19 protein-coding genes are annotated in these 21,912 nt (G+C 37.8%); 10 read left to right on the top strand and 9 right to left on the bottom strand.

The genetic code is table 11. The annotated features are described in order from the left end of the window. Positions 1-518: 518 nt before the first annotated feature. Both hisIE and B4U84_RS11730 read right to left on the bottom strand, forming a co-directional pair. Complete coding sequence (hisIE, locus tag B4U84_RS11735; RefSeq protein WP_017313149.1) at positions 519-1,169, bottom strand: bifunctional phosphoribosyl-AMP cyclohydrolase/phosphoribosyl-ATP diphosphatase HisIE; 651 nt, start codon at positions 1,167-1,169, stop codon at positions 519-521. Between the two features lie 100 nt (positions 1,170-1,269). Beyond that, positions 1,270-1,458 (bottom strand): ChaB family protein, encoded by a 189-nt coding sequence (locus B4U84_RS11730; protein WP_017313150.1) that lies wholly within the window; start codon positions 1,456-1,458, stop codon positions 1,270-1,272. Between the two features lie 109 nt (positions 1,459-1,567). Between B4U84_RS11730 and hemL the strand changes: the two genes are divergently transcribed. Together hemL and B4U84_RS11720 are read left to right on the top strand one after the other, a co-directional pair. After that, positions 1,568-2,866, top strand: coding sequence for a glutamate-1-semialdehyde 2,1-aminomutase (gene hemL / locus B4U84_RS11725; protein ID WP_017313151.1), 1,299 nt, complete (start codon positions 1,568-1,570; stop codon positions 2,864-2,866). A gap of 306 nt (positions 2,867-3,172) precedes the next feature. Next, positions 3,173-4,801, top strand: coding sequence for a mucoidy inhibitor MuiA family protein (locus B4U84_RS11720; protein WP_131117995.1), 1,629 nt, complete (start codon positions 3,173-3,175; stop codon positions 4,799-4,801). 421 nt (positions 4,802-5,222) lie between these two features. On the opposite strand, the gene B4U84_RS30535 is transcribed toward B4U84_RS11720, so the two are convergent. Continuing rightward, on the bottom strand, positions 5,223-5,675 hold the full coding sequence (locus tag B4U84_RS30535; RefSeq protein ID WP_165490226.1) for a hypothetical protein: 453 nt from the start codon (positions 5,673-5,675) through the stop codon (positions 5,223-5,225). Between the two features lie 232 nt (positions 5,676-5,907). Here B4U84_RS30535 and B4U84_RS31165 point away from each other — a divergent pair, with 232 nt between their 5' ends. Beyond that, the gene (locus B4U84_RS31165) at positions 5,908-6,060 is read left to right on the top strand and encodes a hypothetical protein (protein ID WP_207390926.1); all 153 of its coding nucleotides are present in this window, start codon (positions 5,908-5,910) and stop codon (positions 6,058-6,060) included. 126 nt (positions 6,061-6,186) lie between these two features. Next, positions 6,187-6,915: a Uma2 family endonuclease gene (locus B4U84_RS11705; protein ID WP_017313158.1), complete on the top strand. Its 729-nt coding sequence runs from the start codon at positions 6,187-6,189 to the stop codon at positions 6,913-6,915. A gap of 121 nt (positions 6,916-7,036) precedes the next feature. Here B4U84_RS11705 and B4U84_RS11700 read toward each other — a convergent pair whose 3' ends face one another. Then, positions 7,037-7,228 (bottom strand): hypothetical protein, encoded by a 192-nt coding sequence (locus tag B4U84_RS11700; protein ID WP_207390925.1) that lies wholly within the window; start codon positions 7,226-7,228, stop codon positions 7,037-7,039. Between the two features lie 255 nt (positions 7,229-7,483). On the opposite strand from B4U84_RS11700, the gene mnmE reads away from it, so the two are divergent. After that, positions 7,484-8,866, top strand: a complete 1,383-nt coding sequence (gene mnmE / locus B4U84_RS11695) for a tRNA uridine-5-carboxymethylaminomethyl(34) synthesis GTPase MnmE (protein WP_131117989.1) — start codon at positions 7,484-7,486, stop codon at positions 8,864-8,866. Between the two features lie 238 nt (positions 8,867-9,104). Here mnmE and B4U84_RS11690 read toward each other — a convergent pair whose 3' ends face one another. From B4U84_RS11690 to B4U84_RS11680, 3 genes are all read right to left on the bottom strand, one after another. Continuing rightward, complete coding sequence (locus tag B4U84_RS11690; RefSeq protein WP_131117986.1) at positions 9,105-10,226, bottom strand: DegT/DnrJ/EryC1/StrS family aminotransferase; 1,122 nt, start codon at positions 10,224-10,226, stop codon at positions 9,105-9,107. 1,032 nt (positions 10,227-11,258) lie between these two features. Continuing rightward, the gene (locus tag B4U84_RS11685) at positions 11,259-12,080 is read right to left on the bottom strand and encodes a glycosyltransferase family 2 protein (protein ID WP_131117984.1); all 822 of its coding nucleotides are present in this window, start codon (positions 12,078-12,080) and stop codon (positions 11,259-11,261) included. A 285-nt stretch (positions 12,081-12,365) separates the two neighbouring features. After that, the gene (locus tag B4U84_RS11680) at positions 12,366-13,727 is read right to left on the bottom strand and encodes a hypothetical protein (RefSeq protein ID WP_131117980.1); all 1,362 of its coding nucleotides are present in this window, start codon (positions 13,725-13,727) and stop codon (positions 12,366-12,368) included. 761 nt (positions 13,728-14,488) lie between these two features. On the opposite strand from B4U84_RS11680, the gene B4U84_RS11675 reads away from it, so the two are divergent. From B4U84_RS11675 to B4U84_RS11665, 3 genes are all read left to right on the top strand, one after another. Next, positions 14,489-15,337: an SDR family NAD(P)-dependent oxidoreductase gene (locus tag B4U84_RS11675; protein WP_131117977.1), complete on the top strand. Its 849-nt coding sequence runs from the start codon at positions 14,489-14,491 to the stop codon at positions 15,335-15,337. A 345-nt stretch (positions 15,338-15,682) separates the two neighbouring features. Further along, a complete protein-coding gene (locus B4U84_RS11670; protein WP_131117974.1) occupies positions 15,683-17,311 on the top strand; it encodes a cyclic peptide export ABC transporter in 1,629 nt (542 codons plus the stop codon). A gap of 141 nt (positions 17,312-17,452) precedes the next feature. Beyond that, positions 17,453-18,823 (top strand): hypothetical protein, encoded by a 1,371-nt coding sequence (locus B4U84_RS11665; protein ID WP_131117971.1) that lies wholly within the window; start codon positions 17,453-17,455, stop codon positions 18,821-18,823. Positions 18,824-18,873: 50 nt separating this feature from the next. Here B4U84_RS11665 and B4U84_RS11660 read toward each other — a convergent pair whose 3' ends face one another. Continuing rightward, entirely contained in the window at positions 18,874-20,469 is a 1,596-nt protein-coding gene (locus tag B4U84_RS11660; RefSeq protein ID WP_131117969.1) for an MFS transporter, read from the bottom strand. A gap of 100 nt (positions 20,470-20,569) precedes the next feature. On the opposite strand from B4U84_RS11660, the gene B4U84_RS11655 reads away from it, so the two are divergent. Then, positions 20,570-21,052, top strand: coding sequence for a GNAT family N-acetyltransferase (locus B4U84_RS11655; protein ID WP_131117966.1), 483 nt, complete (start codon positions 20,570-20,572; stop codon positions 21,050-21,052). A 54-nt stretch (positions 21,053-21,106) separates the two neighbouring features. Here B4U84_RS11655 and B4U84_RS11650 read toward each other — a convergent pair whose 3' ends face one another. Next, on the bottom strand, positions 21,107-21,445 hold the full coding sequence (locus B4U84_RS11650; RefSeq protein ID WP_017313171.1) for an ArsR/SmtB family transcription factor: 339 nt from the start codon (positions 21,443-21,445) through the stop codon (positions 21,107-21,109). 55 nt (positions 21,446-21,500) lie between these two features. Here B4U84_RS11650 and trxA point away from each other — a divergent pair, with 55 nt between their 5' ends. Then, positions 21,501-21,848, top strand: a complete 348-nt coding sequence (gene trxA / locus B4U84_RS11645; protein WP_269208984.1) for a thioredoxin — start codon at positions 21,501-21,503, stop codon at positions 21,846-21,848. The last annotated feature ends 64 nt before the right edge of the window (positions 21,849-21,912 follow it).

Below are 21,912 nucleotides of genomic sequence, written 5' to 3'. Positions count from 1 at the left end.
GCATCTTTCTTTGCTTGCCAACAATTGTGTTGTACAGACATCAGAGCAGACTAAAAAGGTAAGCCGCATCATTTTGCGTCAAAAGGGGGTGGGGTTGTCAATGCTGCGAAATATTACGAATCAGTTCATGAAAAATACATACTTACGAAAGTATAAGACTTTTAAGGCTTTTTTGTAATGTTTCTTAACTTAAACTCAGTCTTAAATATCCCTGACAGTTGTGAACAAACAATCCCCACCTCAAGGGTCAAAAGCCGATACCATCGTAGAATATCTGTGGAAAACCAGGAAATAGCCTGTGGAAACTCTGTGGAATTAGTGAGGAAAATTTTCGAGAATAATAAGAATTACAAAAAGATTAGATTAGTTTATTTCATTGATTAGTTTTTTCTAATTGTTCATCAGCACAATTAGGGTGTAAGGTTTTTTACTACCCTTACACCCCTACACGCTCAAAGTTCAAAATTGATTTTTAGTTAAACCAAGTGTTCATAAGCGTATAAAGAAGTACAGAAAGATTAGCGTCGGCGCTCCTGTAACTTGCGATACACCGATTTCAAGTCAACTTGGTGGTGAGCAAGAGCGACAAGGGTATGGTAGAACAAATCTGCAACCTCTGATGCGATCGCATCATGGTCATCATCCTTAAAAGCCATGACGACCTCTGCGCTTTCCTCGCCAATTTTTTTCAAAATCTTATTATCACCACCAGCCAACAGTTTACAAGTGTATGAACTTTCCTGGGGTTGATCACGGCGATCGCAAATTACAGCAAATACTTGTGATAAAGTATCAGCAGGTGGTGGAGTGATCTTTCCTTCTACCTGGTGAAAACAACTACGCTCACCAGTATGGCAGGCTATATCTCCTATCTGCTCAACTCCAATTAGTAGTGCATCACTATCACAGTCGTAACGAAGACTTTGCACTTTCTGAATGTGGCCAGAAGTCTCTCCTTTGTGCCATAACTCCTGACGGGAACGACTCCAAAACCAAGTTTCTCTTGTTTCTAAAGTTTTTTGTAGGGACTCCCGATTCATCCACCCCATCATCAAAACAGTACCATCAAGGTAGTCTTGGACAATAGCCGGGACAAGACCGTGATCATCGTAGCGAATTTGATCAATAGGGATGACTTGATGTTGAGAATTGCTCGCAGAAAAAAACATACCAGGTGCTTCAAAAAAAGCGAGAATGATTCATGGGTTCACGATACCATTCTAAAGAGGGCAACTGGCACTTTTTGTCTGAAGATTTTTCTATCCAGACTTAGATAACATAACTTTTATGCATAGCAGACTGCATTTTAACAGCACTTAAAGCGACTTGATGAGCCTTCGTAGCTTCACCATACCAATGAATTGCCGAATTATAAGCTGCTCGGTAAATATCTTGGTATGCCTCGGATAAGCGAGTGCGAATCTCTACAGGCAAGTCTTGATTGGACTTGTATAACATATTGTTATTTTCTTGGTTCAGGTAATTTTATACGATAGAAGTTCTGAAAATACTTCACCCCTATCTCAAGATAGAGCTTTAATTATTTCCCACTGTTGAGGAGAGAACCTTGGTTAATACAACAATTAAAACAACAAAATCACAGGAAATTTTCGCGGCTGCCCAAAACTTGATGCCGGGAGGGGTAAATTCCCCTGTTCGCGCCTTCAAATCTGTGGGAGGACAACCAATTGTATTTGACCACGTTAAAGGCGCATACATTTGGGATGTCGATGGCAATCAATACATCGATTATGTCGGTACTTGGGGACCAGCTATTTGTGGTCATGCCCACCCAGAAGTAATTGCAGCGTTGCATGAAGCCTTGGAAAAAGGTACCAGTTTCGGTGCGCCTTGTGTCCTAGAAAACGTCTTGGCAGAAATGGTCATTGATGCTGTTCCTAGCATGGAAATGGTAAGATTTGTTAACTCCGGCACCGAAGCCTGTATGGCAGTGTTGCGATTAATGCGGGCTTTCACTGGACGTGAAAAAATCATCAAGTTTGAAGGTTGCTACCACGGCCATGCTGATATGTTTTTGGTAAAAGCAGGTTCAGGTGTGGCTACGTTGGGTTTACCAGATTCTCCAGGTGTTCCCAAATCAGTAACTAGTAGTACCCTAACTGCGCCTTTTAATGATTTGGAAGCTGTGAAAGCTTTATTTGAAGAAAACCGCGACCAAATTGCTGGAGTAATTTTGGAACCAGTGGTGGGTAATGCTGGGTTTATTCCTCCCGATACTGGATTCTTAGAAGGGTTACGGGAACTTACCCACGAACACGGTGCTTTATTGGTATTTGACGAAGTCATGACAGGTTTCCGCATCGCCTACGGTGGCGCTCAAGAGAAGTTTGGTATTACCCCAGATCTCACAACTTTGGGTAAAGTAATTGGTGGTGGTTTACCCGTCGGAGCCTATGGTGGTCGTCGGGATATCATGTCAATGGTTGCTCCTGCTGGACCAATGTATCAAGCGGGGACTCTGTCTGGTAATCCCCTAGCCATGACTGCTGGTATTAAGACCCTAGAATTACTACAAAAAGCTGGTACTTACGAGTACTTAGAGCAGATTACCAAGAAACTCGCAAATGGTTTGTTGCAAGTTGCCCAAGAAACTGGTCATTCAGCTTGCGGGGGTTCCATTAGTGCTATGTTTGGTCTGTTCTTTACTGCTGGTCCTGTTCATAACTACGAAGATGCCAAAAAATCAGATTTGGCTAAATTTGCTCGCTTCCATCGCGGGATGTTAGAACATGGTATTTACTTAGCACCATCACAATTTGAAGCTGGCTTTACTTCTTTTGCTCACACAGAAGAAGATATTGACAGAACCCTAGAAGCAGCTAAAGATGTAATGTCTCAACTTTGATTTTTCTCCCATTGAAGTCACAAAGATTCTAAGCAAATACTAGGCACGGAGCAAAAGCCTCCGTGCTTTGCTTACTTTGTTTCCATGGTAAAAGCCTCCAGATCGGGTCAATCCAAAATCCATAGACGCACTTCGATGCGGCTTATCGATAGAGTAATCCAAAATCCAAAATTCCAGAGCAAGCAGATTTATCTGTAGGATCAATCCAAAATCCAAAATCTAAAATCCAAAATCAGTTGACGGCTAGACCTGTAAAATGCAAAATGAACGAGCGCGTCTATATAAAAACATAGGGGGAAACTGGCAGTGGAGAACCCAGAAATACCATCTGTGCGAAAAATCGTAGCAAGTCAGATTGTGACAGTGACAGTGTACTCAGACAAAGCTTTGGTTACAAGAAGAGGTATAGTATCGTTAACAGGACAAGAAAAAGAATTAGTAGTTACTCCACTGCCGGAGATTGTTGAAACAGAGTCTGTCAGGGTAAGTGGTCAGGGAAAAATAGCAGTACGTTTGCTGGAAGTCAAGTGCGATCGCATGTTTTCTACTGAACCCGTAGCAGCAAAAGTTGCTCACCTGACTCAGCAAATTCAACAATTAGAATTAGAGTGGCAACATCTCCAAGCACAAGTTGATGCTTTGGCGTTACAGTCTAGTTTTATCCAAGGTTTACGCCAGAAAACAGAAGAACAATTTTCGATTAGTCTGGCACGGAAAAATCTTAATCTGAGCGAGACATTAGATTTTCTGAACTTTATCGGAAGTCAGTATAGTGAGTATGCGATCGCCACAACTGAGTGCAAAGCTCGTCAGAAAGAATTAGACAAGCAATTACAAGCACTCCGCCAGCAATTACAAACTATCCAAACACCCCATCCCAAAGAAAGTTTAAGCTTGAGTGTAGGTATAGAACCTGCGGGTGCAGGCGAATTTGAACTCGAAGTATCTTACTTAGTCAGTCGTGCGAGTTGGACTCCTTTGTATGATCTACGGGTAACCAGCACCAGCAATGTTGTCAATCTCGGTTATCTGGCAGAAGTAACACAAAGCACAGGTGAAGATTGGCTAGGTGTAGATCTTACCCTTTCTACCGCAAAACCAGGATTAGGTACACTTCCACCCAAATTACAACCCTGGTATATTGACATACCTCGTCTCATGCCACAAACTTACGTAATGACAGCAGTACCGATGCGTGCTAGGAGTCAGATAGGTGCTGGGGAAGCCGATACAGCAATGCCAACTCCCGCACTAGCAAGTGCAGAAGTACAAGCAGACATACCAACGGAAACTGTGGTAGCAGAAGTATCTAGAGAAGGGAGTGTAGTTACTTTTAAACTCAGTAGTATCGGGAATATACCTAGTGATGGCACATCCCACAAAACTACAATTTTTAATGATGATTTTCCATGTAGTTTTAATTACATCGCAATGCCGCGCCTAGTGAGTTTTGCTTATTTGCAAGCAAAGGTAAAAAATAACTCAGAAGGTGCGACTTTGTTACCTGGTAAAGCGAACGTTTACCGTGACAATATTTTTGTGGGTAGTACTCAGCTAGAAAACGTCGCGCCAGGACAAGAGTTTCAGGTTAACTTAGGTATTGACGAAGGTTTGAAAATTGAGCGTGAGTTAGTTGAACGGCAAGTTGAGAAAAAATTAATTGGTAATAACCGCAGAATTATTTATGCTTATCGGTTAATAATTACCAATTTGCTCAACCAACCAGCGAATTTAAAATTGACTGAACAATTACCAATCAGCCGGAATGAACAAATTAAAGTTCGTCTAACTCGCAGTAATCCCCAAATTCAATTAGGCGAAATGGGGATCTTGGAATGGGATTTGATGATTTCTGCTCAGGGAAAACAGGAGATATATTATCAGTTTATGGTTGAGCATCCGCCCCAGTTAACGGTGGTGGGGTTGGATGTTTAACAGTTATCAGTTATCAGTAAAATCCTTAGATTTAAGGGGAGCATCCCAATTTTTTCAAAATACTGCAAAGGGTTTAAACCCTTTGCTAATAGCACAAGTCGTCTAAAGACGACTTCATAAAATCAAACAGTCTGCTTCAGCAGACTTTCACTATGAGACTGCGATTTCAATCGCAGGCGTTTTTTTGAACATTTGGAATGCTCCCGGTTTAAGTCCCCCAGGATACGCGGATGATTTCTGCGGTTGGTACTGTTCACTAGACCTCTTGCAAAAATATTTTTACCCCACCCTAACCCTAAGCGTAAACAGGGAGGGATTGAGGGGGGTTCATTCGACTTTTGCAAGAGGTCTACTGAATTTAAGGAAGAAAATTAATGCGTTATGCAATTTTAATTGAAAGAGTAGATGGTAATTATTCTGCCTATGTTCCAGATTTACCTGGATGTGTAGCACTTTCTACTCTTGTAAAAATAGATTGCCAAAAAAATCCATTTTGAAAAGCAAAAAGAGTATAAACTACATTATCTTCAAGTAGAAGTAAAGAATTATAAATACTATAAAAAACAATAGGAGAAACTACTAAGGCTTGTATAGTAGGTCTTCTATAAATTATTCTTACTAGACTTACTAGGCTAGTATCATCATCTTGATTAATGGAAACATAATCATATATCTGCTTAAAAAGCATACCTACTATCATTGACAAGAAAGATAAAAATATCTTTAAGCTTCTAGATTCAGTAAACTTATCGTTTATGATTATTTTATCTGAATACCATACAATCTGCTCCAGAGACAGGAAGGCTAAAGATATTAAAAATATAAATAAAGCAACAATCAATAAAAATTTTAATTGCTTTTTATTAAGCTTCATAAAAAACCACCTTTTAATAAAAATTCTTCAATTAGGTTAGTTACAAATTTTCAGTATAAAGATAAGTTGTGAGGAATTTGTGAGGAACGTAAAACAAATAGGAGACTTTGAAAAACTGAAAAAAACTTAACCTAAACAATGCTAATTTTGCCTCTAAATGTACAACGAAAAGCAATTTATCCGCAAGCAAAGTTTACAGACTTGTTATTGTACCTACTAACCCAAGTTACTAGTGACCGATAATTCCGAGCAGGGTACAGAGCAAGCAGATTTATCTGTGGAATCGAGCCAAAATCCAAAATCCAAAATTCTAGAGCAAGCAGATTTATCTATGGGGTCAATTCCATTTTCCATAGACGCGCTCATCGGCTTCAAGGTAGAGTAATCCAAAATCCTGTTAGAGGTTGACTTGAGAAAGCTTTAGCAAAAGCAATAAAATCCCCTCCAGTCAGAAAAACGGAGGGGAATTCACTGCTACCCTAAACTTATATCGCCCACTACACTTGCAGCCATGTCTGTCGCCAAAGAGATAGAAACCCCAGAATTAGAAACACCAGAAGATGTTATTATATTTCCTCCTGGTGATTTAGACAGTGATGAACCGCCTTTGGAATCTGATTTACATCTGCGGCAAATAATTCTGCTGCTTCAATGCTTAGAATTATGGTGGCGAAACCGCACCGACTTTTACTGTGCTGGAAATCTCACCGTCTACTACAGTCCCCGTCAACGCAAATCTGAAGACTTCCGGGGGCCTGATTTTTTCATGGTGCTGGGGACTGAACGCAAACCGCGTAAAAGTTGGGTGGTTTGGGAAGAAGATGGGAAATATCCGAATTTAATTATTGAACTACTCTCGACTTCAACAGCAGCAACTGATAAAGGTTTAAAAAAACAGATTTATCAAGATATCTTTCGCACACCTGAATATTTCTGGTTTGATCCGAATAATTTAGAATTTGCTGGATTTATCTTAGTTGGTGGAACTTATCAACCCATTGAATCAAATCCTCAAGGCTGGTTGTGGAGTCAACAGCTAGATTTATTCTTAGGAGTCTATGAGGAAAAATTACGCTTTTTTACATCAGCAGGTGAACTAGTTCCCACACCAGAAGAAGTTGCGGAACAGGAAATGCAACGTGCTGAAAAAGAAAAACAACGTGCAGAACAGGAAAAACAAAGAAGCGATCGCTTGGCGGCAAAACTGCGAGAATTAGGTGTAGATCCAGATTCGTTGTAATCTCAGATTTATCTGGTGGAAACACCGAATGATAATATTGCAGTCTGCAATTGAGTGCGATCGCATCAAACAATTTTGGATTTTGGATTGCGGAGTAAAATTGTGTGTCAAGAATTCATGATTATGGATCTTCTGGAAAGACCCATTTTGGCGGTTCCATAAGTTTTTTGAGTCTTGCAGCTTCAGCAATCTCAAGCATCGTGTCTAAAGAAGTTTCTTCGATAAACTTAGAAGCTTCCTCTACATAAGATTTTTCATCTTTAATATTAGACTTGTCGCTGGCTTGGGGATTATTTATTTTACCCGATTCCACGCTGACCTCCTTGATTACACTAGTAATTGCTGTTCGGCAAGAATACTTGAGCTATTCTCATAAATCTTAACCTTGTGACTGCTTCTAGAAACATTGATGTAACATTTCTAAAATCATCAGTGTTGTGCAAACTCATCCTCTAACACGATTTTGGATGATTATGAGTCCATCCCCAATCCCATTTCCAAAACAAGCAATTACTAAACTCACTACAATCGACAATAGATTAAATCATCATTCCTGAAAAAGGCGCCGATGTCGGAAACTTTTGCCACAACTGGAACCATCGCTGCGATCGCAACTGCTATTGTTCCCCAACAAGGTAGCGTTGGAATTGTGCGCGTCTCTGGTTTAGAAGCAATATTCATTGCCAAAACTCTTTTTCATGCACCTGGGCGTCAAGTTTGGGAAAGTCACCGCATTCTCTACGGTTATATCCGTCATCCCCAAACACGACAATTAGTGGATGAAGCATTACTGCTGATTATGCAAGCGCCTCGTTCCTATACCCGTGAAGATGTTGTGGAGTTCCATTGTCACGGAGGAATTATGGCAGTACAGCAGGTGTTACAACTATGTTTGGAAAATGGTGCTAGACTCGCACAGCCTGGAGAATTCACCTTACGGGCGTTTTTAAATGGACGCTTAGATTTAACTCAAGCCGAAAGTATAGCTGATTTAGTGGGAGCGCGATCGCCCCAAGCTGCACAAACTGCTTTGGCTGGTTTACAAGGCAAACTAGCTCAACCAATTCGGCTATTACGTGGTCAATGTTTGGATATCTTAGCGGAAATTGAAGCGCGGATTGATTTTGAGGAAGATCTAGCACCACTTGATTATGAAAGTATTATATCAGAAATTGAGAGAATTTCCACAAAAATAACTAAGTTACTAGCAACAGCTGATCAGGGCGAACTGTTACGCACAGGTCTAAAAGTCGCGATTGTTGGGCGTCCGAATGTGGGAAAATCAAGTTTGTTGAACGCTTGGAGTAGGAGCGATCGCGCCATTGTCACCGATTTACCTGGTACAACTCGTGATGTTGTGGAATCACAATTAGTTGTCGGTGGAATTCCTGTACAGGTGTTAGATACTGCGGGCATTCGAGCCACAGAAGACCAAGTAGAAAAAATTGGAGTCGAGCGTTCCCGCAGTGTTGCCCAAGCCGCTGATTTAGTTCTGCTCACCATTGATGCTTCCGCAGGATGGACAGCAGATGACCAAGAAATTTACACACAGGTAAAACATCGTCCTTTAATTTTAGTGATTAATAAAATTGACTTAGCATCAGCCCAAACAGTACAGTATCCCAGAGAAATTAACCTAGTTGTGAAAACAGCAGTTGCCCAAAACCAAGGAATTGAAGCTCTAGAAATTGCGATTTTAGAGCAAGTACAAGCCGGAAAAATTCAAGCTGCTGACATGGATTTGGCAATTAATCAAAGACAAGCTGCTGCACTCGTCAAAGCTAAAACTTCTTTACAACAAGTGCAAGCAACGATCGCTCAACAATTACCTCTCGATTTTTGGACAATTGATCTACGCGGAGCAATTTATGCTTTAGGAGAAATTACAGGAGAAGAAGTAACAGAATCTGTCTTGGATAGAATTTTTAGTCGGTTTTGTATTGGTAAATAATAAATTTGTCATTGGTGATTGGTCATTTGTCATTTGTTAATAAAATCCATTTTAATGGGTTAAAACCTTAGCCAGTCGGTTTTAAAATGACTTTAGCTTTCAGCCCAAATTTTAATTTAGGGCTAGGTGAAATATATCAAATTATCAAGCCTCATACCATTTCACGTTAATCGCGATACACATAAATAATGTACCAGACGTGCCATGGCACGTCTCTACAAAAAAATATGTTTCACTTTTAAAGGAAATTGGTATCATTATGGTCTAAATGAAGGTAAAAACTTTTCAATACTTCACATACATATTCAATTTCTTCATCTTTTAAATCGGGATAACTGGGAAGATTTATACCACGGCGACCAATATCCTCAGCAACCCTATGGCGTTCATATTTTTGAGAATACATCGGCATGGTATGAACTGGATAAAAAACTGGTCGAGTCTCAATACCAGCCTTAGCTAAATATTCTCTCAAGCTGTCGCGTTGACTTGCTTGAGGAGTAAGAATAGAAACCATCCAATATGAATGAAAAACATCACCTATTTCAGGATGAACTTTTAATTTTGTGTCTTTTAAGTATTTCTTATAAAGTTCAGCAATATGGCGCTTTTTTGGCAAGATTTCATTAATTTTTTCTATTTGCGCTAAACCTATAGCTGCACAAATATTAGTCATGCGGTAATTGTAACCAACTACATCATGCCAATACTCTCGGTACTTAGCTAAACCTTGTCTTTTGAAATGAATTGCACGTTCAAATATACCTTGGTCGTTGGTGATTAACATTCCTCCTTCACCAGTTGTGATAGTTTTGTTTCCATAAAAACTAAAAGTAGCTACATCACCAAAAGTACCTACATGTTGATTTTGATATTTAGAACCTATAGCTTCAGCACAATCTTCAATTAGAAATAGTTTATATTCATTAGCTATTTCTTTAATAACTGACATTTCACAAGGATGACCATATAGATGTACAACTAAAATAGCTTTAGTTCTATTTGTTATATTTCTACGGATTTCTTGGGGATTTATTTGCCATGTATCAGGAAGAGAATCAACAAATATAGGAGTAGCACCTGTGTAAACAATAGTATTCACTGAAGCAATATAAGTTAGCGTTGGAACAATTACCTCATCCCCACTATCTATACCAAGAGCTAATAAGGCTAGATGTAAAGCGACCGTTCCATTACATACTCCTGTAGCATGTTTTACATTAACATATTTTGCAAATTCTCTCTCAAATAAAGATACATATTTTCCTTTAGAAGAAATCCAATTAGAATCAAGACAATCGTTTACATATTTTTTTTCATTACCTAATAGACTTGGTTTATAAATAGGTATTTTATACATACATTATTTAGGGAAAATTTTGTTAGTAATACTTAAAAGCAAGTATTCTGACATATTGCACCAACAAACATTGATGGATTTTAGTCACTCAGTATTACTACCAAAACTCTAATTTAGAAATCAAAGCCAATAAAATAAATGGAGTTTTATTTATCTGCTTGTTGCCAGACTTATGTTTGTATGCAGAAGTATAGGATATGAGCTTTTAACTTGTGGTGAATGGTTTGGGATACTACGCGATCGCACTCGCAATATATAAAATAAACAAGTCAAATTCTCTTAAATTATGGCTTTTGACTTGTTTATTTTATAGTGATTTTATTTTATTTTTAAAAACACTCCTTATACTTTTATTTATCTGCAAATAAAATAAATCATCCCTTTAATAATTATATAAAATCACTACGTTGTAAATTGAAATGCGACTTTCATGCAACCACATGCTACTGGAGAAAAGTTTTTAGGAAAGGGGAGCTTATCTATAGTTAAAAAGGAACTGTGACTAAGAAGACGCAGTGACGCGGAGACAGGAAGACACAGTGATGCAAATATTGTAGCAACGTCCTTTTAACTTTGTTGTGCGGGAAGTCCCCAGGTGGAGGAACGGAACTTCCCCGTAAGTACAGAAAACCTGAGTACAGACAAACATTTGATTAAAATGTTTAGAATCTTACAAAATTAAATATTATATCACACCGAAAAAGTGGTTCTAAAACCTTAGAAAAAGCTCAACGTCGGCTAGCCGGATTGAAGTCAATTAATACGTCACTGAATACAGTTACCCACTTATGTATCTCCTTCAAACAAGAAGTATATAAAACAAAATAGGCAAATTGTGATGTGCGCTTCAGTAGGCGATTGCATGGGTAAAAATTAGTGGAATGAATAAAATAACCCGCACAGGCGGGTTTTGTTTGTGTAGCCGCGATTTATAATCGCCAGAACTGAATAAAATTTCACTTTTAGATTTGATATCCAATCTACATATTTTCTCACGATTCAATTCGGACTGCTATATGAGCAATATTTATATTATGCTAAAGTATTAAATTTAACTAATAAATTCTTTATTTTTAATACCAATAAAAATATCAAAATATTTAATTGAAAGAGTGAATAAGTTATCTCTCTTAAAAACCAATTTATATATAAAGTATGAGAATTCTTTTTAAGATATTGAGGTGTTTTAGTAACAAATCTAGAAGAAACTTGCCAATTTTCTTTGATGAGCTTTAATCTATTTGTTATTTGACTGGTCATGCCACTCAGTGCAAAAGAAGCGAGAACAGTATCAACACATTGAAATTTATAGCCTGCTGTGTATGCTCGAAATATAAAGTCATAATCAGCAGCCATAGAGTAACCTAAATCAAATAAACCAATTTGATCATATACTTCTTTTTTTACAAAACAACTGGGATGAGGAATAGTAAATCTAAAAGGTAAATTCTCTAATTTTCCAGGTATGTACGTGCTGAAATATCGATTATCTAAATAAGTTTTAATAGGCGAATACACGATTGAAATTTCTGGATCTTTGCTAAACGCCTGCTCTACAGAACTTAAAGCTCCATCATTATACCAATCATCAGCGTTTATAATGCCAATGATATCACCAGTAGCTAAGTTTATGCCTTTGTTCATCGCATCATAAGTACCTTGATCTTTTTCAGAAACAATTATTTTTATTTCTTCTAAATATCTATGAAGAATTTTTAGGGTATTATCTGTTGAATTACCATCTATAATAATATATTCCAAGTCTGATTTTAATTTTTGATTAACTACGCTCAAAATTGTTTTTTCAATAGTTTTTTCAGAGTTAAATACAGGTGTAATAATTGATATTTTCATTCTCTTTACTCTTTAATTATTTTAAAATCAACATAATTATTTAATTTTGATATAAAATCTTACATGCACATCTAGTTAAGCTAACTCGAAAAAGCCAAAATTAATCGACATAATATTATCTCCTCAAATCCTTTGACAATTTTAGGTTAGGTGCAGGAATCTATAATCACTATCAAACAGATATATTTTGCTAATTCGCCCAAAATCTAGCATATTTTGGGCTAGTTGTAGCGTTTTACTTAATCATTTAATATCTCTGAAGATTTGCCACCAATTCGGCTATTTTTACCAAACAGCTTGTGCTCTATTGCCTTGGATTACTTCAGGATTATCAAGACTTCTTTTGCAAATTTGACGAAAAAAAACAAAAGCGATAGCTAAAAATATTAACTTTTTAAATACTATATATAATGTGATTTTTTCATTTCTCATCGCCCTTTTCCAAAATTTAATTGGTTTTGTCACAATAAACCAAGGAAAGCCTCCATTAATTATTCTAATATTATGCTCTCCATAGAGTAACTTCAATGTTTGATTAATAGCTATCCATCTATATATTTGTTCAACCCAAGCTTTTTTTGGTGGCTGATCCATTGTCATATCTGTAATACAGGGAATTTTGTTTGTACAAATAACATCTAGGAATATGTCACCTATAAAGTCTGCATGTTTAGCTAAAACAGTGAGAATAGCATCTTCGCCTTTCCCTGGGTACGTTTCAGAAATCACTGCTAACAAGCTAATTATGGCATCAGTTCTACCAACTGTACCTCCTCCAGGTTTACATTGGTATCCTCTGTATCTACCATAAACAATATCCAGAAACCAATGGATAGGAGGTACTTCTTCACTAAAGTTAGGCATAAGAACTTCAATCCCATCTAGCACAGCTTTTTGGTAAATAGCAGATTTGATTCTTGTTCCCAAAATATCAATTTCGGGATGATTTTGTAGTTGATTCACTATTAACTTTAAGCCGTTAGATTCTAAATTTATAACTGAATCATTTTGCTCAACTAAAAACTGAGACTCCGCATCAAAAGTTACCAAAATTGCAGGTGGTATCCACCCATTTTCAATACTCTTGAGCAGTAGTGAGCCATAAATATCTCCCAAAACTCTGATTTTGCCTGCTGAGTGTTGCCCCTCTTTTTGATGCATAACAAATATCCTATGTCTACATTGGGGTAGCTCAATGTTACTCAAACAGTAGGTTCTGCCTTGGCATATTACATTGTCAAATATTTGTGCAGGGACATTGTTGGCTAATTTTTCTTCAGTATATAGATGAATAATTTGGATCTCTGAAAGTAAAGCAAATCTGTTGATAACATCTGAACATTCAAACCCATTATTCAGACCGATGATTATATCAGCCATCATTCCAACTTCAGAGATTTGTTGGATAATTTTGGGGATAGTATAGGGTAAATAATTTTCTGCTCCTTTAGCAACTGCTACTATTCCTAATATTCTAGTGGTGTCTAAAGTATTATTAGTCTTAGCCTGAATCCACTGCCTGCAAGACAAAACAGATTTTACATCTGTTGCTAAAGTTCTGTCTTGTTTTTCTCTTAATGTAATTCTTTCTTCTTCTAAAAACTTATTCTGCTGCTTTGATGGTATTAATAGTTTAGTTAAAAACATTTTTTATCCTTGCTAATAACTTAGATGATACGGTCTTCTAAGTACATATTCATGAGGGCAAAAGGCTTATGCTCTCTTTGATAAAGTCAGTGTTAGAAAAAATTTACAAAGTACAATTGTATCCCAGCTAAATTGTCAGTTGCTCAGATGCAATCTCTGTCTATTAAAAAGAGCCTAGCTGTTACTATACACCTGCTTCAACTTTATTTACGTCATACACTCTTGCAAATATATTAAAAGTGTTTTGGCACTGTTTAAATGACGTCCAGTTTTAATTTGTATGCATAGTATCTCTTTGAGATACTCAATTGCAACTCATATGCAACTCATACGAAACATGATCAAATTAGAATTATATTGCAACTTATGCCAAAGCATTTCTTCTGAAAAGTCTAACAATTTGCCTTTTCAGCACTGTCATATTGTCTGTAGTTAAAATTATTTAATTTCTTAAAGTTTAATTCACGTCTTGTATATAAAATAATCTCCTAAAAAAGCTGTAAAGGTGAAATGTGACTGAAAAAATGTTGCATATGACTTGCAATAAAGTATCTCATTAGCATAACATGCGTATCAATTCAAGCGGATGGAACAAAGCTTGAAAAATGTAAGAAGTAATTATACTTGTCATCTAGTTTCCAAAGTCCTCTAATAGAGATTGAAACTATAGTTCTACAAAGAACTAAAAGATTACGAAGATTGAATTATCGTTGGACAAAACTAAATTCACATTTAACCTGAGTTTCAGTAGGTTATTTACCATGACAATTATTACGAAGAAGACAGTGCTTTTAACTGGCGCTTCACGCGGTCTAGGAGTATATATTGCCCGTGCTTTAGCAAAAGAGCAAGCAACTATAATTGGTATTTCTCGTTCCCAGTCAGGGCTAAATAAAACACGTGATGAAGTCAAAGATTTGGGTGGTAAATTTATTGGTTTTACCTTTGACATCAGAAATGTGGAAAATTTATCTGCCTTAGTACAGCATATCTATAACACAGTTACTCCAGTTGATATTTTAATTAATAATACTGGGATAGAAATTTATCAATCTTTCGCTAATTATTCTCTCAAGGATCTCCAGTCAGTATTGACAACTAATTTACTAGCAGCGATGGAATTAACCCGTTTGTTATTGCCAACTATGTTAGAGCGGGGTAATGGTCACATTGTTAATATTTCTTCTCTGGCTGGCAAAAAAGGAGTTCCTTATAACAGTATCTATTCAGCGAGTAAAGCTGGTTTGATCATGTGGACTGATTCACTACGACAGGAATTAGCCAGCACTGGTATAAAATTTTCTGCGATTTGCCCAGGATATATTTCTGAAACCGGGATGACCGCTGATAGTGGATTGCCTGCTCCCATATTAGCAGGTATCTCCACACCAGTAGAAGTAGCAAGTGCAGTAATCAGAGCTATTCAGAAAAACAAAGCTGAAGTCATTATCAATGAAAGTCCCATCACAGAATTTTTGACCAAAGTAATGTTTGGTATTGGACAAATTGCTCCACAATTTGTAGATACTGTTTATCGATGGATTGCTGTACATAAACTTAACCAAATGCGTGCAGACAATGTTGCTAAGAGTCAATATTACCGTGCTTAATATTGATAATTTAAAAAATTTTACTTATTGAACACATAGAAAAAATGTTTTTCTCTCTTTCAAATCCTCTATTTATCAGTAGAATTTCAAGGAAGGTCGGATGATAGATTTAGCAAAAAAAGCAGCATCATTGACAGAAAATTCAAAGTTAATACCAAGGCTGGGATAGAAAGAAGGTAATCGTTTAAATAGCAAAGTAAAGCAGAGGTAATCCTAAAAGTAAGGATACAATGCATAGAATGGAGCGTCAGTAATCATAGAAAATTAGTCTTCCTCGTTTTTTAATCTAATTACCTAATATTGTTTGCTCTGAGATTTAAATCCTTTGGTTATCGAGGATGAGCAATGAACCTTTTCCGCCTTCTATTACGCACTTCTGCTCTTTTCCTCAGCCTAGCTGTGTTGGCTGGTATTCTTAGTGGCGGTTGTGCTGCTGGTCTAATTGCCCTAATTAATGCCACATTGAATCAGAATCAACCATCAACTACTACCTTAGTTTGGAGTTTTGCTGCTCTGTGTCTAGTACGACTAATTGCTAATTTAGCTTCTCAAATTTTGCTCATTAATCTTTCAGAAAAAGCCATTCTCGACCTGCGGATGTTGTTAAGCCGCCGTATACTTGCTTCTCCCTTACGTCAGTTAGAACAGATTGGTGCTTATCGTCTTTTAGCTACCTTGACTGAAGATATCGGAACAATTTCTGGCACAGTTCTAATTATTCCTTTTTTTTGTATCAATATTGCCATTGTGATTGCCTGCCTAATTTATCTGGGTTGGCTGTCTACTAATATCTTCGTCATCGGTTGTTGTTTCCTGTTCGTGGGAATATTCAGCTATTTACTACCAATGATCAAAGCTATGTCCTTGCTGAAATTGGCTCGCGAGCAGGAAGATCGGTTATTTAAGCATTTCTGCGCCATAACTCAAGGTACAAAAGAACTCAAGCTGCATCGTGAGCGACGGTTATCATTTCTCAGAGAAGACCTTCGTACTACTGCTCTATCATCCCGCCGTCATAATGTTGTTGGAATGAGTGTTTTTGCAGCTGCTGGTAGTTGGGGGCAAATTCTCTTTTTTGTCGCTATCGGTTTGTTGTTATTCACTCTACCTTCTCTGACAAAAATTCCTCCCACAATCTTATCTGCCTATGCCTTGACTATCATCTATATGATGTCACCTTTGGAACACATTATGGGTATGTTACCCAATATAACTAGAGTCTTAGTGGCATTAAAAAAAGTTGAATCGTTGGGTCTTGTATTACCTAACTGCTCAAACGAAACTCTTTCTGAAGAAACATTTAATTCAGAAAAATTTTGGCAGTCTCTAGAGCTGGTTAACGTCAGCCATACTTATTATCAGGAGCGAGAGGAAACAAACTTTATCCTTGGTCCTATCAACTTGAAATTTCATCCAGGAGAATTAATTTTTATCGTAGGAGGGAATGGTAGTGGTAAGTCTACCCTTGCTAAATTAATTTCTGGTCTTTATGTCCCTGAAGCTGGAGAAATTTATCTAGATAGGAAGCAAATCGATAATCACAATAGAGAATGGTATCGTCAGCAATTTTCAGTAGTATTTTCTGACTTCTATCTTTTTGAGCGTTTACTAGGTTTAGAAAGTAGCAACTTAGATACTCAAGCTCAAAACTACCTTGTCCAATTACAACTTGATCATAAAGTTAATATCAAAGATGGCGTCTTTTCTACAACAAATCTTTCTCAGGGACAGCGTAAGCGTCTTGCTTTACTCACTAGTTACCTAGAAGATCGCCCCATTTATATGTTTGATGAATGGGCTTCAGACCAAGATCCTATCTTTAAGGAAATATTCTACACACAACTTCTACCAGAACTAAAAAGTAGAGGCAAAACTGTACTAGTGATCAGCCATGATGACCGATATTTTGACATTGCAGATCGGATTGTGAAGTTGGAATACGGAAGAGTGAGATACGACAAAAATACTAAGTAATAATTAGGGTTGTCATTTGTCCTATGTCATTGGTCATTAGTAAGTGTTTTAGACAGATTTGCTTTTCGTAACTCGCGTTATTTTTCTTCCCGATAACTTACTTGCTTTATTTTATATTTGACCTGGAAGGAGTATCAAACAATGATTTTTAGTAATTTGAATCAGGTCGTTAAATCTGGCTTATTAACTAATGATGTAGAAGAAAAAATTTCCTTACGGGAAAAACAAAATAGAAGATTGAAAGCAGACGTAGAGAGTGTTTTATCTTGCAGAGAATGGATTAAGACTATAACGAATAATAATTTTGATAGTACAAGAATACTGGGAGTTGTTGCAGTCACAAAAGGAGCCGAATATTATTTACCATATACTATCCCTAAAATCATTAAACAAATCTCTGAAATAGGGATGATGGCTGATATAGTTATTGGTCTGAATAATGGCTTTGAATGTCAGTCTGTGATTGAAGGCTTTAGTTTGATTCCAAATGTTCAAGTCATTCATCTGTATACTGACGAAAAGATAGCGAATAATATTCCAGCCAAAATTTTTGATAATCCAAGGTGTGAAGGAGAATCATATTACTTAAAGAATATTGACTACCAAAATTCTCCGCATAGGATATTTGTTCTTCATCAACGAGAAGGAGAATTTACAGCAGGTAAAATCAGAGTTTTAGGAGATATTTATGGTTCATTACTACTTAAAAGTATAGAAAATGGATGGATACCACCAGCACTTTTAGTTACTTTTGATGCCGAATCTCAGTTTTTTGTAGAGCGAGAATTTTCAGTTTTTGAGCCAGAATCTAATGGTTTAATGTTAATAATTAGTGAATTACAAAAGCATCTAGAAATAGATATTTTGGGTGCAAGAGATAAGTATACTGTTTACCAGAGATCTATTGCAGATGAAACTAAAGTTCTCCTGCCTAATTTTAATGAAGAAGTACCTCCTATTCAATGGTTTTTAAATTCTGTTCACGGTATCTACAATGGCTATAAGTGGCTTCCAGGTGGAGGAACAGTTGGAAAAACAGATGTACTTATTAGTATACTTACTGTGATTTCTCGAAAATATCCAGGGGCAAGAATTGAAGATACTCAACTCACAATTTTAGCCAAACATGCGGGATTTTTAGGTAAAATCTTCACACATGTATCTTATACAAATAGAACCCCTCATCTTACCGATATGACAATAGATAAGCCACTAAAAAAAGCTTGGGTTGAACAAATATTTAGATGGAATACTGCTTATCAAGGATTAGAATTATGTTATGGATTTCATAACGTTCGATTAATTGTATCTGATAGATTTCCTTGGTCTATTTTCACAGCACCTATTAAATTTCTCAAGAGATTAAAAGGAAGAGATAAAGTAAATTTATATACAGTATTTCATAAAGTCAAAGTTTTAGCGATCGCCTTTTCTACTTCTCGAAACATTAAAAAGAAAAGTTTAGAGAATCCTGACATATTACAAGGAAGTAAAACAAAAGCTAGTTGGTAAAATAGGAAAACTGGTATCATAGAAACTTGACTTTTTTTGAATTTTCAGTTTCAACACGGTTGCTGAAAACCTTTGCGATCGCTGTAATTAGCATAAATCATCTGGGAAACCTTTGGCGCTTCATCACCGATGTGAAAAGCTCGCGCCTGTTCTTCTATTACCTTATCTGCATGTGTCACCCGTGCAAATTGCCGCTTATGCTCTGCCCAAGATTCTACAATTACTGTTTCTACAAACCGACCAGCGTGAGATAAATCATGATATAAACCCCATTGAATTGCACCATCACGCATCCGAATATTTTTCAGTACTTTCATGACTTTGGTAAATTCATCAGCTTTGGCTGGATCAATGCGATACTCTAGGGTAATTAAAACTGGACCATCATTGGGACAAGGTTCAAAGGCGTGGGTAGGTTGATCCCAGTGCAGTGACGATCCTAAATCTAAAATTTCTGCACAGCGCAGGCGATAGCGGCTAGTTAAGATCACAAATACCATCAATCCAACAGCAGCACTGGCAAGGGCAACTGAAATATTCGCATGTTGGGCGACACTACCCCATAACAAGCTACCCAGGGCCAGACATCCTTGGAATGCCAATAATTGTACAGCTAAAGCACGCGCCCGTACCCATGTCGGTACAGCAGTTTGTGCTGCCACATTTAAACTCACCATGACACCAAGAGAAGAAATTCCCACCAGCATCATCACTCCACAAATCAAAGGTAGGTTGCGGAGGTATGCTAGTGCTAACATCATCACTCCCATCAAGCAAGATGAACCAGCAACTAACTGATCAATAGAAAAGCGCTGCCGTAGCTGGGGTAAAATAAAGGCCCCTGCCAACCCGCCGATTCCCCAAAATCCAAGTATAATCCCGTACCCGAATGCATCTAGTTTTAACTCTTGCCTTCCTAGTAATGGCAACAGAGCAAATAAGGCACTGGCAAAAAATATGTATGCGGCTGTGCGAATTAGCACTGTTTGTAAGGCAGGAGCATAGCGTACATAACGAACTCCGGCTTGCATTGCTCCCAAAAACCGTTCCGCAGGTAAACCACTGTTTTGGGGTGTACGTCGCCAGCGATAAATTACCAGAATCACACCTACAAAAGAAAGCGCATTCAGCAGGAATACGACACCTGTCCCCGCAGCAGCAATAACGATCCCTGCCAAAGCTGGACCGATGGAACGGGAAAGGTTAATTACTATACCTGTAAGGGTGACAGCTTGCGGCAGATCCTCTTTTGCTACTAATTCTGGAGTGATTGCTTGCCATACAGGCATATTTATTGAACTACCCACACTCAAGGCAAAAGTCAATCCCAAGAGTATCCAAGGATTGATGATTTGTACCACAGTCAATACTCCCAACAGCACCGCCACGATTAGCATCACAGTTTGTGTCAATAACAGCAACTTGCGACGATCAATGACATCGGCGATCGCTCCTGCCGGTAACGCTAGCAAAAAAAAGGGCAGACTTGCTGCCGCTTGCATCAGTGCTACTAAAATTGGTGAGTTGGGAGCCAAAGTTGTCATTAACCAAGCTGCTGCCACATCATGCATCCAAGTACCTATTGTTGATACTGCTGATGCAATCCACAAAGCCCGAAATACTGGCTGCCGTAAGGGACTCCACATATCAATTAAAAATTAAAAATTTGAGGATTAGAGAGAGATTTATATCTTTATTGAGAATAAGAAATAATAGAACGGAAAGCAACTGTGTATTTTTGAAATCATGTCAGCAGTACAAACTATTAATTTTCGGGAAGCTAGTATCCAAGAAGATAATTTAATTGCTCAACATTTTTATCAATTGTGGCGAGATAATGATGTTGCACCAGAATCAATTCGTTCTGATTGGCTGGAAATTGTTCTTGAGTTTAACAAGCAAGCACGTCAAAACTTATACTATAAAGCTTTCGTGGCAGAGGTTGATGGCAAAGTGATTGGTTCTGCCAGTTGTCAGCTTTTTACTGGTCTTTATCCTCATATTTTGACAGAGGAACACCGCAAATTTGGCTACATTTGGGGTGTTTATGTTGACTTAGATTACCGTGGTCAAGGTATTGCCAAGCAACTAACAAGTATGGCTATTGATTATCTTAAGGCGATCGCCTGTACGCGAGTCATCCTCCACGCCTCACCAGCTGGCAAACCAGTTTATGAACGCCTGGGTTTTGTGCCAAACAATGAAATGCGCTTGGATACTATAGATTAGTTGGTAGTTGGTGGTTAGTGATGCTTCTTCCAAACAACAACCAACAACCAATCACTAATGACTCTTGACCATTGACTCTTGAGTGATCAATGGTTGTGGTGAACGCAGCACTACATCCAGCAACCCCGGAAACAATTCTTCTAAATCTTCTCGCCGGAGTGAATTTATGTGTTGTGTTCCCTCTTTGCGAGTCCAAATCACGCCAGACTCTCTTAAAATTTTAAAATGGTTGGACATGGTAGACTTGGCGATCGCAAAATCAAAGTCGGCACAACATTGCTCTCCTTTTACTGCCAATTGACGCACAATCTCTAACCGCACAGGATCGCCTAAAGCATATAACACTCCCGCCAATGATATATGTTGTTGTTCTGGGTGATACAGAAATCTCATACTTGCACAATCGCATAAATTAGATTATATTTTATTTATTCGATTTTATCGAACAATTGAATCAAATAGGAGGGCAAGAATGTCATCCATTACTAATGTGACAGAAGCCACATTCAAACAAGAAGTCCTAGAAAGTGATACGCCCGTGTTAGTGGACTTTTGGGCGCCGTGGTGTGGTCCTTGTCGCATGGTGGCTCCCGTGGTAGATGAAGTGGCTGCTGAATACGTGGGACAGGTAAAAGTGGTCAAGCTAAATACAGATCAAAATCCCACTGTTGCCAGTCATTATGGGATTCGTAGCATTCCCACGCTCATGGTATTTAAAGGCGGTCGGCAAGTAGATACGGTTGTGGGCGCCGTGCCAAAAACAACCCTAGCTAAAACTTTAGCACAGTATCTGTAATTGGGCATGGGGCATGGGGCATGGGGCATTGGGCATTGGGTATTGGGCATTGGGCATGGGGAAT

It is taken from the genome of Westiellopsis prolifica IICB1, from assembly GCF_004323185.1.
Classification (GTDB): Bacteria; Cyanobacteriota; Cyanobacteriia; order Cyanobacteriales; family Nostocaceae; genus Pelatocladus; species Pelatocladus prolificus_A.
This window is presented reverse-complemented; position numbering and strand designations above follow the sequence as displayed.

What these genes read in the sequence shown, in the direction of transcription:
- hisIE (WP_017313149.1), bottom strand. Translation starts at nt 1,169, where the DNA reads ATGTTTTTTTCTGCGAGCAATTCTCAACATCAAGTCATCCCTATTGAT.
- B4U84_RS11730 (WP_017313150.1), bottom strand. Translation starts at nt 1,458, where the DNA reads ATGTTATACAAGTCCAATCAAGACTTGCCTGTAGAGATTCGCACTCGC.
- B4U84_RS30535 (WP_165490226.1), bottom strand. Translation starts at nt 5,675, where the DNA reads ATGAAGCTTAATAAAAAGCAATTAAAATTTTTATTGATTGTTGCTTTA.
- B4U84_RS11705 (WP_017313158.1), top strand. Translation starts at nt 6,187, where the DNA reads ATGTCTGTCGCCAAAGAGATAGAAACCCCAGAATTAGAAACACCAGAA.
- mnmE (WP_131117989.1), top strand. Translation starts at nt 7,484, where the DNA reads ATGTCGGAAACTTTTGCCACAACTGGAACCATCGCTGCGATCGCAACT.
- B4U84_RS11690 (WP_131117986.1), bottom strand. Translation starts at nt 10,226, where the DNA reads ATGTATAAAATACCTATTTATAAACCAAGTCTATTAGGTAATGAAAAA.
- B4U84_RS11685 (WP_131117984.1), bottom strand. Translation starts at nt 12,080, where the DNA reads ATGAAAATATCAATTATTACACCTGTATTTAACTCTGAAAAAACTATT.
- B4U84_RS11680 (WP_131117980.1), bottom strand. Translation starts at nt 13,727, where the DNA reads ATGTTTTTAACTAAACTATTAATACCATCAAAGCAGCAGAATAAGTTT.
- B4U84_RS11675 (WP_131117977.1), top strand. Translation starts at nt 14,489, where the DNA reads ATGACAATTATTACGAAGAAGACAGTGCTTTTAACTGGCGCTTCACGC.
- B4U84_RS11670 (WP_131117974.1), top strand. Translation starts at nt 15,683, where the DNA reads ATGAACCTTTTCCGCCTTCTATTACGCACTTCTGCTCTTTTCCTCAGC.
- B4U84_RS11665 (WP_131117971.1), top strand. Translation starts at nt 17,453, where the DNA reads ATGATTTTTAGTAATTTGAATCAGGTCGTTAAATCTGGCTTATTAACT.
- B4U84_RS11660 (WP_131117969.1), bottom strand. Translation starts at nt 20,469, where the DNA reads ATGTGGAGTCCCTTACGGCAGCCAGTATTTCGGGCTTTGTGGATTGCA.
- B4U84_RS11655 (WP_131117966.1), top strand. Translation starts at nt 20,570, where the DNA reads ATGTCAGCAGTACAAACTATTAATTTTCGGGAAGCTAGTATCCAAGAA.
- B4U84_RS11650 (WP_017313171.1), bottom strand. Translation starts at nt 21,445, where the DNA reads ATGAGATTTCTGTATCACCCAGAACAACAACATATATCATTGGCGGGA.